At 68.8% G+C, this 13683-nt stretch carries 15 protein-coding genes and 1 pseudogene; 9 read left to right on the top strand and 7 right to left on the bottom strand.

Translation table 11 applies throughout. From position 1 onward, the window contains the following. Nucleotides 1-23: 23 nt before the first annotated feature. The 6 genes from ACY48E_RS10080 (at nucleotide 24) to ACY48E_RS10055 (ending at nucleotide 3400) form a co-directional block, all read left to right on the top strand. Nucleotides 24-1319, top strand: a complete 1296-nt coding sequence (locus ACY48E_RS10080; protein WP_462872012.1) for a 5-(carboxyamino)imidazole ribonucleotide synthase — start codon at nucleotides 24-26, stop codon at nucleotides 1317-1319. Beyond that, nucleotides 1309-1833, top strand: coding sequence for a 5-(carboxyamino)imidazole ribonucleotide mutase (purE, locus tag ACY48E_RS10075; RefSeq protein WP_462872011.1), 525 nt, complete (start codon nucleotides 1309-1311; stop codon nucleotides 1831-1833). Before ACY48E_RS10080 ends, purE begins: the two co-directional genes overlap by 11 nt. An 8-nt stretch (nucleotides 1834-1841) precedes the next feature. Beyond that, entirely contained in the window at nucleotides 1842-2288 is a 447-nt protein-coding gene (crcB, locus tag ACY48E_RS10070; RefSeq protein ID WP_462872010.1) for a fluoride efflux transporter CrcB, read from the top strand. A 22-nt stretch (nucleotides 2289-2310) separates the two neighbouring features. Next, complete coding sequence (gene crcB, locus ACY48E_RS10065) at nucleotides 2311-2676, top strand: fluoride efflux transporter CrcB (RefSeq protein WP_462872009.1); 366 nt, start codon at nucleotides 2311-2313, stop codon at nucleotides 2674-2676. A 38-nt stretch (nucleotides 2677-2714) separates the two neighbouring features. Beyond that, entirely contained in the window at nucleotides 2715-3071 is a 357-nt protein-coding gene (locus ACY48E_RS10060) for a hypothetical protein (protein WP_462872072.1), read from the top strand. Between the two features lie 128 nt (nucleotides 3072-3199). After that, on the top strand, nucleotides 3200-3400 hold the full coding sequence (locus ACY48E_RS10055) for a hypothetical protein (RefSeq protein WP_462872008.1): 201 nt from the start codon (nucleotides 3200-3202) through the stop codon (nucleotides 3398-3400). A gap of 75 nt (nucleotides 3401-3475) precedes the next feature. Here ACY48E_RS10055 and ACY48E_RS10050 read toward each other — a convergent pair whose 3' ends face one another. The 6 genes from ACY48E_RS10050 to ACY48E_RS10025 form a co-directional block, all read right to left on the bottom strand. Further along, nucleotides 3476-4579, bottom strand: coding sequence for an NAD(P)-dependent alcohol dehydrogenase (locus tag ACY48E_RS10050; RefSeq protein WP_462872007.1), 1104 nt, complete (start codon nucleotides 4577-4579; stop codon nucleotides 3476-3478). Nucleotides 4580-4607: 28 nt separating this feature from the next. Further along, nucleotides 4608-6083 carry an aldehyde dehydrogenase family protein gene (locus ACY48E_RS10045; protein ID WP_462872006.1) on the bottom strand — a complete coding sequence of 492 codons (1476 nt, stop codon included), beginning with the start codon at nucleotides 6081-6083 and terminating at the stop codon, nucleotides 4608-4610. A 92-nt stretch (nucleotides 6084-6175) separates the two neighbouring features. Further along, nucleotides 6176-7648 carry an aldehyde dehydrogenase family protein gene (locus ACY48E_RS10040; protein WP_462872005.1) on the bottom strand — a complete coding sequence of 491 codons (1473 nt, stop codon included), beginning with the start codon at nucleotides 7646-7648 and terminating at the stop codon, nucleotides 6176-6178. Further along, nucleotides 7645-8844, bottom strand: coding sequence for a CaiB/BaiF CoA transferase family protein (locus tag ACY48E_RS10035; protein ID WP_462872004.1), 1200 nt, complete (start codon nucleotides 8842-8844; stop codon nucleotides 7645-7647). The genes ACY48E_RS10040 and ACY48E_RS10035 overlap by 4 nt, the downstream gene beginning before the upstream one ends. Further along, entirely contained in the window at nucleotides 8841-9605 is a 765-nt protein-coding gene (locus tag ACY48E_RS10030) for an SDR family NAD(P)-dependent oxidoreductase (protein ID WP_462872003.1), read from the bottom strand. Before ACY48E_RS10030 ends, ACY48E_RS10035 begins: the two co-directional genes overlap by 4 nt. 155 nt (nucleotides 9606-9760) lie before the next feature. Continuing rightward, nucleotides 9761-10426: a GntR family transcriptional regulator gene (locus ACY48E_RS10025; protein ID WP_462872002.1), complete on the bottom strand. Its 666-nt coding sequence runs from the start codon at nucleotides 10424-10426 to the stop codon at nucleotides 9761-9763. 125 nt (nucleotides 10427-10551) lie between these two features. Here ACY48E_RS10025 and ACY48E_RS10020 point away from each other — a divergent pair, with 125 nt between their 5' ends. From ACY48E_RS10020 to ACY48E_RS10010, 3 genes and pseudogenes are all read left to right on the top strand, one after another. Continuing rightward, nucleotides 10552-12249 (top strand): FumA C-terminus/TtdB family hydratase beta subunit, encoded by a 1698-nt coding sequence (locus ACY48E_RS10020; protein ID WP_462872001.1) that lies wholly within the window; start codon nucleotides 10552-10554, stop codon nucleotides 12247-12249. 52 nt (nucleotides 12250-12301) lie between these two features. Then, a pseudogene (locus tag ACY48E_RS10015) lies at nucleotides 12302-12409 on the top strand (restriction endonuclease); the annotation flags it as partial. A 117-nt stretch (nucleotides 12410-12526) separates the two neighbouring features. Then, nucleotides 12527-12976: a hypothetical protein gene (locus ACY48E_RS10010; RefSeq protein WP_462872000.1), complete on the top strand. Its 450-nt coding sequence runs from the start codon at nucleotides 12527-12529 to the stop codon at nucleotides 12974-12976. 28 nt (nucleotides 12977-13004) lie between these two features. Here ACY48E_RS10010 and ACY48E_RS10005 read toward each other — a convergent pair whose 3' ends face one another. Then, nucleotides 13005-13682 (bottom strand): TIGR03089 family protein, encoded by a 678-nt coding sequence (locus ACY48E_RS10005; protein ID WP_462872071.1) that lies wholly within the window; start codon nucleotides 13680-13682, stop codon nucleotides 13005-13007. Nucleotide 13683: the final 1 nt, after the last annotated feature.

Below are 13683 nucleotides of genomic sequence, written 5' to 3'. Positions count from 1 at the left end.
CGCCTCGTGACACCATGTGCTGCGTGACCGGTATTCCCTCCGACCTCGCTGCCCAGCCCGTACCCACCGACCCCCCGGCCCGCCCGTCGCCGCCACGCGAATTGAGCGCGTCCGCCGTGCCCACGGTGACCATGATCGGGGGCGGTCAGCTCGCGCGGATGACGCACCAGGCGGCCGTCGCCCTGGGCCAGAGCCTGCGGATTCTCGCAGCTCGGGACGACGAGCCCGCGGCGCGGGTGAGTCCCGACGTGGTGATCGGCGAGCACACCGACCTCGATGCCCTGCGCGCGGCCGCCCGCGGCTGCGATGCGCTGACCTTCGACCACGAGGGGGTTCCCACCGAGCATCTCGAGGTGCTCGTCGCGGAAGGGGTCAACGTTCGGCCCCGGCCGTCGGCGCTGATCCATGCGCAGGACAAGCTGGTGATGCGGCGACGGTTGTCCGAGCTCGGACTGCCGGTGCCGCCCTTCGCCCCCGTCGGGTCGGTTGCCGAGGTGCTCGACTTCGGTGACGAGCACGGGTGGCCGGTGGTGCTCAAGGCCACCCGGGGTGGGTACGACGGGCGCGGGGTGTGGATGCTCGACGACGCCACCGAGGCGGCGAGCATCGTCGCCGATCAGTTGGCGGCGGGTGTTCCGCTCCTGGTCGAGCAGAAGGTGGAGATGGCTCGGGAGCTGTCGGCGATGGTGGCGCGCTCACCGTTCGGGCAGGGCGCCACCTGGCCGGTGGTGGAGACGGTGCAGAGAAACGGTCAGTGCGCCGTCGCCATCGCCCCGGCACCGAACCTGCCGGAGGACACCGCCGAGGCCGCCGAGAGCCTGGCACTGGGCATCGCCGCCGAGCTGGACGTGGTGGGGGTGATGGCTGTCGAGCTGTTCCAGACACCGGCCGGTGAGCTGGTGATCAACGAATTGGCCATGCGCCCACACAATTCCGGGCACTGGAGCATGGACGGTGCGCGCACCTCGCAGTTCGAGCAGCACCTGCGAGCGGTGCTGGACTACCCGCTGGGCGATACCTCCACGATCGCCCCGGTGACAGTGATGGCGAACGTGCTCGGCGCCGAGACCGCACCGACGATGTCGATGGACGAGCGGGTGCACCACCTGTTCGCCCGGATGCCCGACGCCAAGGTGCATCTCTACGGCAAGGGTGAGCGCAAGGACCGCAAGATCGGTCATGTGAACATCGTGGGCGCTGCCGATGGTTCGCCCGAGGATCCGGCCCACGTGGCTGCGATCCGAGAGCGCGCCGAGCGCGCCGCGCACTGGCTCTCGCACGCCGAATGGACCGACGGATGGGATCCCCATGGCCACTGATCAGCAGAGCACTTCACGCGGCCCGCGCGTGGGCGTCATCATGGGCAGCGATTCGGACTGGCCGGTGATGCAGGCCGCTGCCGAGGCGCTCGCGGAGTTCGAGATCACCTTCGAGGTGGGTGTGGTCTCCGCGCACCGCACCCCGCAGCGCATGCTCGATTACGCCCGCACCGCCGCCGAGCGGGGCATCGAGGTGATCATCGCCGGGGCGGGCGGCGCTGCGCACCTGCCCGGCATGGTGGCCGCGGCCACGCCGCTGCCGGTGATCGGGGTGCCGGTACCGCTGAAGTATCTCGACGGCATGGATTCGCTGCTCTCGATCGTGCAGATGCCGGGCGGTATCCCGGTGGCGACCGTCTCGATCGGCGGTGCCAAGAACGCGGGTCTGCTGGCCGCTCGCATCATCGGCTCGTCAGACGAGACGGTGCGGGCCCGCATGGTGGACTACCTGGCCTCCCTGGAGGCGTTGGTGCTCGAGAAGGACGACGCATTGCGCCGTTCGCTGCTGGGCTGAGCGCTGGTGTGAGTGATCGTCCCGTCGACCCGGACAGCTCCGAATCGACCCGCCCGCTGCACCGCAGCCCCGGCGCCCTCGCCCTGGTGTTCGTGGGCGGGGTTCTGGGCACCCTCGCCCGCTACGGCGGGGAGAGCGCGTATCCGCATCACGGCTCAGGGTGGCCCTGGGCGACGTTCGCGATCAACATCGTCGGCGCGTTCGTGCTCGGTCTGCTCCTCGAGGCCCTGGTGCGGCTCGGTGACGACACCGACTGGCGGCGCGGCGCGCGCCTGCTGCTGGGCACGGGCTTCTGCGGTGCCTTCACCACCTACTCCACCTTCGCCCTGGAGTCCTCGGAGTTGATCCGGGACGGTTCCGCCGTGACCGCTGCCGCGTACGTGGTGGTGACGGTGGTGGTGGGCACCGCTGCGGCCTGGGCGGGCATCAGCGCCGGTGCGCGGGTTCGCGCATGATTGCCGCAGCGCGGGTGCGCGCATGATCGCGCTCGTGGCGTTGGCCGGCGCCCTGGGCGCGGTGGCGCGGTTCGTGTTGGATTCGGAGATCAAATCTCGTGTGGCGCAACCGTTCCCGCTGGGCACGTTCGTGATCAATGTGAGCGGGTCCCTTCTCCTGGGCGTGCTGGCGGGTCTGGTGATCTTCCACGAGGTGCCGTCGTCGTGGCAGACGGTGGTGGGCACGGGCTTCTGCGGCGGCTTCACCACCTTCTCGACCGCGAGCGTGGAGACCGTGCGTCTGATCCAGAGGGGCGAGCACCGCGTGGCGATGCTCAATGCCGTTCTCTCCGCCGGTGTTTCGGTCGGTGCGTGCGGGGCCGGGCTGGCGCTGGTGTATCTGCTGTGACCGGGTCGCCGAACACGCGGAACTGGGCGGGCGGCCCGATGGGCCGTGCCGCGCGCGGGAGTGAGCAGGCGGCGGTGGTCACGGTGCTGGCGTTGGGCTGGGCGCGACTGTGGCGGGCGCACATCCGATTCGAGCCGACCGTGAACCTGTTCGTGTGCGAGCGCATGCGCGGCGGGTTCGCCCGCGGCGGAACATGTGTGGGCGGGGCGTTCCTCACCGGGGGCACACCCGGTCCGCGGTTGCTGCGGCACGAGGCCGTGCACGCCGACCAGTGGGCGCGGTACGGGGTGAGCTTCGCCGTGCGCTACCTGGCCGAGGAACTGCGACATCCCGGTGCGGGCAACCGCTTCGAAATCGAGGCCGGGCTCGAGGACGGCGGGTATCGGAGGGTGTGAGGGTGGATTCGCGTCGAGCCTTCTGCAACGCCGCGCCGCAAGGATGACAACCGGTGGGTTTCGAGTTACACAGTAATAAGGGTCATGCTCAGTGAGGCGGTGGCGCCTCGTGGTTGGGAGGAGTTCGCGTGAAATACGAATTCGACACCGGCTGGCCGATCGTCGCTGTGCTCGCGGTCATCGTGGGCTGGACGGCGTTCCAGGTCATGCTCGGCAGCTCGCTGGGCTCGGCTGTTCTCTCGCCCATCAATTTCTTCAGCGCGGCGGCAGCCTTCTTCATGACCATCGGGTGGCTGCAGAAGCGGCGGTCACTTCGGGACGTGCCATGAAGTGGAGGATTGTGCCCGCTCACCGGGCACAATCCTCCACTTTCATCCCATGACAGCGTGCCAGCAGGCCATGCCTCACATCACCAGAACCGGCTTCACCACCTCGCCCCGTTCGGAGTCCTCGAATGCCTCGCAGATCTTTTCGAACGGGTAGGTGCGAATCAGCTTGTCGAAGGGGAACATGCCGGCCCGGTAGAGCCGGATCAGTTGCGGGATGAACACCTGCGGTACCGAGTCGCCCTCGATGATGGTCTTCAGCGACCACCCGCGCAGCAGTGATGCGCCGGTCTCGAACGGCACCTCAGATCCGATGGGTGCCTGGCCCAGCAGCCCCGCCACACCGCGCACGGCGAGTGAATCGACCGCCTGGCGCAGCACCATCGGCACCCCGGTGGTCTCGAGGGCGTAGTTCACCCCCCGGCCGTCGGTGATGTCCATGATCGCGGCCACCGGGTCGCCGTCGGTCACGTTCACCGTGTGTGTGGCCCCGAGTTCGGTGGCGTAGCTCAATCGCGATGCCATCCGGTCCACGGCGATGATCGTGGTGCACCCGGCCACCCGCGCGGCCAGCAGCGCCGCGTCACCCACGGCCCCCGCGCCGAAGATGGCGATGGACGAACCCGCCTCGGGGGAGAGGGAATTGAGCACCGCGCCGGCGCCGGTCTGTATGCCGCACCCCAGCGGACCCAGCAGTTCCAGGGGCACGTCCTCGTCGTCGATCCGCACCACCGATCGGGCCGCAACGTTGGCATAGGTGGCAAAGGACGACTGGCCGAAGAAGTGCGACGAGACCCGCTCGCCGTTTCGGGTCAGACACGTCGACCCGTCGGGACGGCCCCCGCCGAAGTTGTAGGCACCGAACTCCGTGCAATACCCCGGCGCGCCCGAGTTGCAGGAGATGCAGGCGCCACAAGAGTTGAACGACAGAACAACTCGGTCGCCAGGGGCGATGCCGCTGACCCCCGAACCCACGGCCTCGACTATCCCTGCACCCTCGTGGCCGAGCACCGCCGGCAGGGGCATGGGAACCAACTGATCCCGGATGACCGCGTCGGTGTGGCACACCCCGCACGCGATCATGCGGACCCTCAGCTCTCCCGCGCGCGGATCGGTCAGATCCAGATCCATCAACTCGAAGGGTTCACCGCTCCCGGCAACCACCGCACCCGTCATTCGCACTGTCGTCCTCCTCTGTCGTGTCCGGCGTTCACTTGTGGAACATCAGGGTCTTGGTGTTGGTGAAGGCGGCCAGTCCCTCTGCGCCGTTCTCCACTCCCAGACCCGAGCACTTGTGCCCGCCGAAGGGGATGTCGACGCCGTGAATGTGGATTTCGTTGACCCACACCGTGCCCGTCTGCAGCCGGTGCGCGATCCGTGCGGCTTGCTCGGGGTCGCCCCACACCGATCCGCCCAGGCCGAAGTCGGTGTCGTTGGCGCGGGCCACCACCTCGTCCTCGGTGTCGAAGGACAGAATGGGCAGCACGGGACCGAAGGGTTCCTCGCGCACGATCCGGCTGCTGTCCGGCGGGTTGTCGACGACGGTGATCGGTACGAAGTTGCCCGGACGGTCGGTGTCGATCACCCCGCCCAGGGTCACCCGGTAGCCCTGCGCCCGAATATCGTCGAACAGGTTCACCAGCTTGGCGTACTGCATCGTGTTCTGAATCGGACCCAGGTCCGTCGCAGGATCCATTCCGTCGCCCACCACCTTGGTGGAGCAGTACGCCGTGAACTCTCGAACGAAGTCGGCGTGGATGGAGCTGTGCACGTACAAGCGCTTGATCGCGATGCACCACTGCCCGGAGTTGCCGAACGCCGCGTCGAACAGGGTGGGGATCAGCGACTTCCAGTCCGCGTCGGCCAGCACGATCGCCGCGTCGTTCCCGCCGAGCTCGAGCGTGACGCGCTTGATGTTCGCGGCCCCGGTGGCCATCACCTTCCGGCCCGTTGCGGTGGAGCCCGTGAAGCTGAGCTTGGTTACGTCCGGATGCTCACAGAGCTGCTGCCCGATGTCGTTGCCCCCGGAGACAACGTTGAGCACACCGGGCGGGAGCACATGCGCTGCGATCTCACCGAAACGCAGGGTGCACAGCGGGGTGTACGGAGAGGGCTTGAGCACCATGGTGTTCCCGGTGATCAACGCCGGCGCCACCTTCCACAGGCCCAGCAGGACGGGGAAGTTCCACGGCGTGATGGCACCGACCACGCCGAGCGGGACGCGGTGGATCTCCACGCGGTGATCATCGGTGTCCTCGACCACCTCCACCGGCAGCTCCCGCTCGGCCACTCCGCGCACCCAACTGATGGCGGCGTCGACCTCGCTCGCGGCCATTGTGCGCAGCGGCTTGCCCTGCTCGGTGGTCAGCAGTCGGGTGAGTTCCTCACGGTGCTCGTCGAGCGCGTCGGCGTATCGACTCAGGTACTCCCGCCGCTCGGCCCACGTCAGCGACGACCACGAGGCGAACGCCCTCTTCGCGGCGGCCACCGCAGCATCGAGATCGGCCGCGTCGGCGTCGGGTGCCGCTGCCACTACTTCGCCGGTGGCCGGGTTGGGTACGTCGAACGTCTCGGCGGCCGGCACGAGCTCACCGTCGATGGTGAGGCGATAGGGGCCTGAGAAGTCCACTGTGGTGCCGGGTCCGGTGGGGGCGGAGACGGTCGGGGCTGGTGTGAGAGTGGTCATGGCGTTCTCCTCGTCGGTGAACTGGGGGTGTCGGTGAACTGGGGGTGTCGGTGAACTGGGGTGTCGGTGTGGTGGAGAGACGACGGTTGTGTTCACAACGCGACCACCACCGTCTTGGTGGCGCAGTACTGATCGAGCGCCTCGTAGCCCTTCTCGCGGCCGTAGCCGGACTTGCGGAAGCCGCCGAACGGCAACTCGACTCCGCCGCCTGCGCCGTAGGAGTTCACGTACACCTGGCCGGCCACCAGATCGGCCGCCATGCGGTGCGCGCGGGAGAGGTCGCGAGTCCAGACGGCGGCGAGCAGTCCGTAGTCGGTCCCGTTGGCCAGGGCGAGCGCCTCGTCCTCGTCGTCGAAGGAGTTCACCGTGAGCACCGGCCCGAAGATCTCCTCGCGGGCGATCGACGCGCGCGGATCGACGTCCACGATCACCGTCGGGCAGAAGTACGCGCCGTCGGTCAGTGCCGGATCGGTGGGTGGTGCGCCGCCGAGCACCACGTCACCGGTGCTGAGCGACTCGACCATCGAGCGGACGCGGTGCTGCTGAGTGCGGGAGATCAGCGGACCCAGATCGGGGTCGTCCACCCCGCGTCCCAGGCGGACCTGCTGCAGGCGCCCCACCACTGCGTCGACGAGTTCGGACCGGATGTCTCGATGCACCAGCAGCCGCGACCCCGCCGAGCACGTCTGGCCGGCATTCTGAATGATCGCCCGCGCCACCGTGACCGCGGCGGCACCGAGATCGGCGTCGGGGAAGACGATCTGGGGGGACTTGCCGCCCAGTTCGAGAATGGCCGGCACCACCCGATCTGCCGCCGCCCGGGCCACCAGTGACCCCACCTCGGTGGAGCCGACGAACCCGATGTGGTCGACGCCCGGATGTGAGGCCAGCGCGGCCCCGGCCTGCTCGCCCGTGCCGGTGACCACGTTGATCACTCCATCGGGTAGACCCGCGCGCTGGGCGATCCGGGCGACGGCCACCGCCGTGCGCGGGGTCTCGTCTGCGGGCTTGACCACCGCGCAATTGCCCACAGCGATCGCGGGGGCCACCGCGCGGGCCAGCAACTGCATCGGATAGTTCCACGCCAGGATGTGGCCCGTGACGCCAAACGGTTCGCGCCGCGTGTAGGTCAGGGTGTCTGAGTTCAGCGGAATGCTCTCGCCGTAGTAGGTGTCGACGGCATGGCCGTAGAAGCGGAAGTACCGCGCCGCCACGAGCGCGTCGGTGCGGGCCTGCGAGATGGGCTTTCCGGTGTCCTCACTCTCTAGCACCGCCAGCGTGTCGGCATTCGCGCAGATGCCGTCGGCAATCGCGGTGAGCAGATCGGCGCGTCGAGCGGGCGCGGTTCGCCGCCACGGTGTGTGCGTGCGTCGGGCAGCGTCGACGGCCATCGAGACCTCGCGTTCCCCACCGGCGGCCACTGCGCCGAGAACCTGTCCGGTGGCGGGGTCGAGGTTGTCGAAGGTGTGTGCTGCGGCCACGGAGCGACCCCCGATGTGGCATTCGGTCACCGCGCTCGACGCGCCGGTCATGGCGAAGTCGGTGTCGAGGTGCGAGGTTGTCATCGAGAGCTCTCCTGTTCGGTGCTGTCCTGGTCGTCGAGCCACGCGAGGATCGCGGCGTTGTGTTCGCCGACGCCGGGGACGGGGTCCATGCGCGCACGCAAGCCGTCGAAGCCGATCACCGGTTCGGTGGCCACGACGGATCCGGCCGGGGTGGTCACTGCGCGCAGCCGATCGCGCGCGAGCAGTTGCGGGTGGCGGAGCACCTCCGACACCGGGCGCAACCGCGCGTGGGCAATGTTGCCCTCGCTCAGGCGCTGCTCGGCCTCGTCGACGGTGAGTGCATCGAGCACCGCGTCGATCTCCTCCACGAGGGCCTTGCGGTTGGCCACCCGCAGACTGCCGGTGGCGAAGCGGGGGTCAACGGCCAGTTCTGCGTTGCGCAGCACGTGGCGGCAGAAGGCGTGCCACTCCCGCTCGTTCTGCACCGAGAGCACCACTTCGGTGCCGTCACCGACGGCGAACACTCCGTACGGGGCGATGGCGGCATGGCTGGTGCCGGTGCGCGCGGGTGCGCTGCCGCCGTACTCGGTGTAGTAGAGCGGGTACCCCATCCACTCGACCAACGAGTCGAACAGGCTGATGTCGAGTGCGGCGGCACGTCCGGTGCGCTCGCGGTCGTACAGGGCGGTCGTGATCGCGGAGAACGCGTACATCCCGGCGCCGATGTCCGCGGCGGGAATGCCGGACTTGGCCGGGTGGTCCTCGGTTCCCGTCACCGACACCAGTCCGGCTTCGGCCTGGATGAGCAGGTCGTAGGCCTTGGCGTCTCGGTACGGGCCGGTGGGCCCATAGCCGGAGATCGAGCACGTGATCAGCCGCGGGTTGAGTTCGCGCAGGGCCTGTGCGCCCAGTCCCAGGCGCTCGGCGGCACCGGGGGCGAAGTTCTGGACGAAGACATCCGCGCGAGCCAGCAGTCGCAGCAGCACCTGCCGGTCGTCGTCGCGCTTGAGGTCCAGGGCCAGGCTCTCCTTGGATCGATTGAGCCACACGAAGTGACTGGACTGCCCGTGCACCGTCTCGTCGTACGCGCGGGCGAAGTCGCCGCCACCGGGTCGCTCGACCTTGATCACCCGCGCGCCGAGGTCGGCGAGGTGTCGGGTGGCCAGGGGAGCGGCGACAGCCTGCTCGCAGGACACGACCAGCAGGCCCTCCAGTGGCCTAGGTGCCGATGCGTTCTCGCTGGGGGTGGCGGTCACAGCGCGCGACCCCCGTCCACGGGCAGCACCGTGCCGGTGACGAAGCGCGCGGCGTCGGAGGCCAGGAACACGATGCCCTCGGCGATGTCCAGCGGGGTGGCCAGGCGGCCGAGGGGGATTCCGGCGATGAATCGCGCGCGGGCTGCGTCCTGATCGCCGTCGCCGAGGAAGCTCGGCAGCATCGGGGTGTCGGTGGCCACCGGCGCAACAGCATTGACCCGGATGTCCGGAGCCAACTCCACGGCCAGGGTGCGGGCGAGGTGGTTGGCCGCTGCCTTGCTCGGCGCGTAGGCCGAGAATCCCGGCCGTGTGCGCTCGCCCATCACTGAGCCGGTGATGACGATCGATCCGCCGCCGGTGGCGCGCATGGCCGGGACCGCGGCGCGGGCGCACAGCCACGCGCCCTTGACGTTGACGTCGAACGTGCGGGTGAACTGCGCCTCGTCGAGCTCGAGCGCGGGCGTGGGAACATGAGTCACCCCGGCGTTGGCGACCACGACGTCGAGCCGACCGAATTCCGAGACGGCTCGCTCGACGGCAGCGTCGACGGATGCGGCCTCGGTAACGTCGACCTCCAGCGCGGCGGCGCGCCCGCCGGCGTGGGCCACTTCCTCGGCGACCTCCTTCGCTCGCACCTCGTCGATATCGGCCACCACCACCGCGGCTCCGCGGCGCGCCAACAGCTCCACCGTCGCGCGACCGATCCCGCTCGCCCCGCCGGTGACGACAGCCACTCGTCCGGTCATGTCCACCGATGTCATCGCTTCTCCTGAGATCGGACGGTGTTCCGCCCGCTTGTTGAATGACGCAGATCACACGTGCAGGTTCCAGAATGGATCATGTTCCGGTAAATGCACAAGAGAAAAAATAATGCATTATCTCAATGGGCAGCCGGTCCAGCGGTCGAGCCCGGAGTTTAGGCGTCGAAGGGGTCGGCCGGCCGCCGGCCCTGCACACGCTCGGCCAGCAGCAGATACCCGTTCCTGATGTGCAGTTCGGTGGTCTGGGCTGCCAGATCGGGGTCACCGGCCCGGACCGCGTCGACGATCGCGCGATGCTCGGCGGCCGAGGCGACCATGCGTTCGTCGGTACCGAGCATCAGGTCCCACGGGAAAGCCCGCCACATGGTGGCGATCTCGTCACGCAGGCCCGGCACCCCGCACCGATCGTAGAAGTAGAAGTGGAAGGCGCGATTGAGATCTCGCGCCAGCAGCTGATCTCCCGCCGCCTGGGCCCGGTCCAGGTCGTCGAGGATGGCGTCGATCGATCGCAGATCCCGCGGCGACAACCTGTCCACCGCACGGCGCATCGCGTGAGCCTCGGTCAGACGCCGCACCACGTACACCGCACTGATCCGACGTAGATCGACCCCGGCCACCCGAACTCCGCGGTGAGGCTCGGACACCAGCAGTCCTTCGGCCACCAGCAACCGCAGCGCCTCGCGTACCGGGGTGATGCTCGCGGAGAACCTCCGGGCCAGCTCGTCCTGGCGTAGACGCTCACCGCGCTCGAGGTCGCCGGAGAGGATCAACCGACGCAAGTGGTCGACGATGGCATCGGACTTCGTGGTGGTGTCGGTCACGCTAGCTCCTCGGCATCGGGTACAACGGAGGATGCATTACTGGAAGAAGTATGCATGATGGGCTGGCCGGTCGTGCACATCGAGCCGATCGGTGGCGGCCCGGCACCGGCGAGACGGAGGTAGCGATGAGTTCTGCCCACCCGGGGATACCGACAGTGCCCGCCTATCCCGAGATCGACTACACCCCCCTGTTGCCCGTCGAGCCTGACAACACCACGCGGTTCCGGAGGCTCGCGCTGCCGTCGCCTGAGCCCATGACCTGCGGTGACCTCACCCTGTTGCGGGTGCCCGGCGAGGCGCTGCGCGTCCTCGCCCGCACCGCCGTCGACGATGTCTCGCACCTGTTGCGAACCGCGCACCTCGAGCAATTGCGCGCCATCGTCGACGACCCGGAGGCCAGTGACAACGATCGCTTCGTGGCGTTGGATCTGCTGCGCAACGCCGTGATATCAGCCGGGCGGGTGCTGCCGATGTGTCAGGACACCGGCACCGCGATCGTTTGCGGAGCACGCGGTCGCCTGATGCTCACCGACGGTGATGACGCGCGGCACATCTCGGCGGGGATCGCCGACGCGTATCGGGAGCTGAACCTGCGCTACTCCCAACTGGCGCCGCTGACGATGTTCGACGAGCGCAACACCGGTACCAACCTTCCCGCGCAGATCGAAATCGCCGCCGCGGGCGAGAGTGCGTACGAACTGTTGTTCATGGCCAAGGGCGGCGGCAGCGCGAACAAGAGCTTCGTGTTCCAACAGACGCGAGCGGTTCTCGAGCCGACCGCGCTGGCGAGGTTCCTGCGCGAGAAGATCGCCGCACTGGGCACCGCCGCGTGCCCGCCGTACCACCTGGCTGTGGTGATCGGCGGCACCTCGGCCGAATTCGCCCTCAAGACCGCGAAACTGGCGTCCGCGCACGCGCTCGACGGGTTGCCCCGCGCCGGTTCGCCGAGCGGCCACGGCTTCCGCGACATCGACTTCGAGGCCGAGATCCTCACCATGACCAGGCAACTGGGTATCGGGGCGCAGTTCGGCGGAAAGTACTTCTGTCACGACGTACGGGTGGTGCGCCTGCCGCGACACGGCGGATCGTGTCCCATCGCGATCGCCGTCTCATGCTCGGCCGATCGCCAGGTGCTCACCCGCATCACCTCCGACGGGTACTTCGTCGAACAGCTTGAGACCGATCCCGGCCGATTCCTGCCCGACGTCACCGCCGACGACCTCGGGGACGATGTGCACTCCATCGATCTCGACGCTGGGATGACGGCCCTGCGTGAGCAGCTGCACGGGCTCCCCGTGGGCACCCGACTCTCGATCACCGGCACCCTGGTGGTCGCACGGGACCTGGTGCACGCGGAGCTGAAGAAGCGGCTCGACGCCGGTGAGCCGCTACCTCCCTACCTGCGTGAGCACCCCGTGTACTACGCGGGTCCGGCCAAGACGCCCACCGGTGCGGTCTCCGGATCGTTCGGTCCCACCACAGCCGGTCGCATGGACTCCTATGTCGAGCAGTTCCAGGCCGCCGGAGGCTCACTGGTGATGCTGGCCAAAGGCAACCGGTCGTCGGCAGTGGCGGCCAGCTGTCGTGCGCACGGCGGCTTCTACCTCGGAACAATCGGCGGACCGGCCGCGCGCATCGCCGCCGAATGCATCAGCGAGGTCGAGGTGATCGACTACCCGGAGCTGGGAATGGAGGCCGTGTGGCGGATCCGAGTGCACGACTTCCCGGCGTTCGTGGTGATCGACGACACCGGCGCGGACTTCTTCGACCGCACCGACGGCGACCCCGTCATCGCATTGGGGCCCACGGTGCGCTCGGGGTAGGAGCCCCACCGGATCAACAGCTCGCGGATGACCTCGTCCTGCTGATCACCACTCGTCGATTCCCCGCGGCGCAGTCGAGGAGGCCGAGCGGATCAACGCTCGCATCGAACTCATCGACGGATCCCGGCTGGCGCAGTTGCTGGTGCAGTACGGCGTCGGGGGCAGAAGCGGCGGTCACTTCGGGATATGCCGTGAAGTGGAGGATTGTGGCCGCTCACCGGGCACAATCCTCCACTTTTGCATCCCCACCGCGCGGTGGTCCGCCACGATGGACCCCATGACGTCGACGGAGTTGGTGTACGGGGTGGCAGGTGAGGATCTGGTGTTCCTGAGCCGGGAGAGTGCGCAGGAATTGGTGTTGCTGCGCACGGATTTCGGAACCTGGGGGCAAGCGCGGGAGGACCTTCCCGGCCATCTGTGGTCGGAGATCGTGGAGGCGCTGGCCAACGCCGAGATCGATCTCCCCGACGCCGATGAGCCCTGGGGCCTCGATCTCATCCCGGGCTACGAGGACGGCGAGTGGCCGCAGTGGCCCGCGCAATCGATGCTCGAGTGGTTCCCGGCGGATATCGCGTCGCGGTTCGGGCGCACCGAGGACAGCGTGCACAGCGGGCCCTACCTGGCCCTCGATCCCGAAGACGCCGACGCCGTGGTGGCCGCCCTCGCCGAGCAGGGATTCACCTGCACCCGCGACGACCAGCTCGTCTCGGCCGCGAGCGGCTACTGAACCGTAGGGGAGAGCAGCCCCACCGGATCTACAACTCGCGGGTGACCTTCTCCGACTCGATGCGACGTGCCCGAGCCGACTCCGCCAGGCCCCGCACCTGCACCAACGACGCCCCCGCAGCCAGGACGGCGAGCAGTCCGCGCTCGAGATCGGCCGCGCTGTCCCACTCCCGGCAGCTCAGTACCCGGTCCGACGATGTCAGACCGTCCTGCGACGCCACCGCCCGCGCACTGTCGAGAACCTCGGCCACCGACCGCCCGTCGAGCGCGCTGCCGCCCGCACCACCGGGGATGAACGCGTCACCGTGCACCCGGACGGCGGTGGCGTAATCGAGAACCCCGGGCGGCAGGTCGGCGACGGGGCGGCCGAACGGGTCGAGGGAGAGCGCGACAACTTCCGGGGCGACCGCGTCGTCGACGCCGTCGGCGGTGACCAGGGCGGCGTCGGCATCACTGTCGCCCCCGAGGCGCACCTCGAGCCCCGCCCACCAGGCCCCCAGCAGCACCGCCGCGCTCTGCCAGTGCGCGGGCAGCCCTACCGCCACCACGGCTCCGGGCATCAGCCCCACCTCGTCACGAAGCAGGTTCGCGGTCTTGGCCGCCCAGTTGGCCAGGGTGATCGCCGACAGCTCGATGCGCTCGCCGGTGCCGTCGTCGTAGTAGGTGATGCGCGGCCCGGCGGGGTCTCGCGCCAGGATCGGGGTCATG

It is taken from the genome of Rhodococcus sp. AZ1 (assembly GCF_054979605.1).
The sequence above is the reverse complement of the archived record's forward strand: the minus strand, read 5'-3'. Positions and strand labels throughout refer to the sequence as shown.

What these genes read in the sequence shown, in the direction of transcription:
- purE (WP_462872011.1), top strand. Translation starts at nt 1,309, where the DNA reads ATGGCCACTGATCAGCAGAGCACTTCACGCGGCCCGCGCGTGGGCGTC.
- crcB (WP_462872009.1), top strand. Translation starts at nt 2,311, where the DNA reads ATGATCGCGCTCGTGGCGTTGGCCGGCGCCCTGGGCGCGGTGGCGCGG.
- ACY48E_RS10060 (WP_462872072.1), top strand. Translation starts at nt 2,715, where the DNA reads ATGGGCCGTGCCGCGCGCGGGAGTGAGCAGGCGGCGGTGGTCACGGTG.
- ACY48E_RS10045 (WP_462872006.1), bottom strand. Translation starts at nt 6,083, where the DNA reads ATGACCACTCTCACACCAGCCCCGACCGTCTCCGCCCCCACCGGACCC.
- ACY48E_RS10040 (WP_462872005.1), bottom strand. Translation starts at nt 7,648, where the DNA reads ATGACAACCTCGCACCTCGACACCGACTTCGCCATGACCGGCGCGTCG.
- ACY48E_RS10030 (WP_462872003.1), bottom strand. Translation starts at nt 9,605, where the DNA reads ATGACATCGGTGGACATGACCGGACGAGTGGCTGTCGTCACCGGCGGG.
- ACY48E_RS10020 (WP_462872001.1), top strand. Translation starts at nt 10,552, where the DNA reads ATGAGTTCTGCCCACCCGGGGATACCGACAGTGCCCGCCTATCCCGAG.
- ACY48E_RS10010 (WP_462872000.1), top strand. Translation starts at nt 12,527, where the DNA reads ATGACGTCGACGGAGTTGGTGTACGGGGTGGCAGGTGAGGATCTGGTG.
- ACY48E_RS10005 (WP_462872071.1), bottom strand. Translation starts at nt 13,682, where the DNA reads ATGACCCCGATCCTGGCGCGAGACCCCGCCGGGCCGCGCATCACCTAC.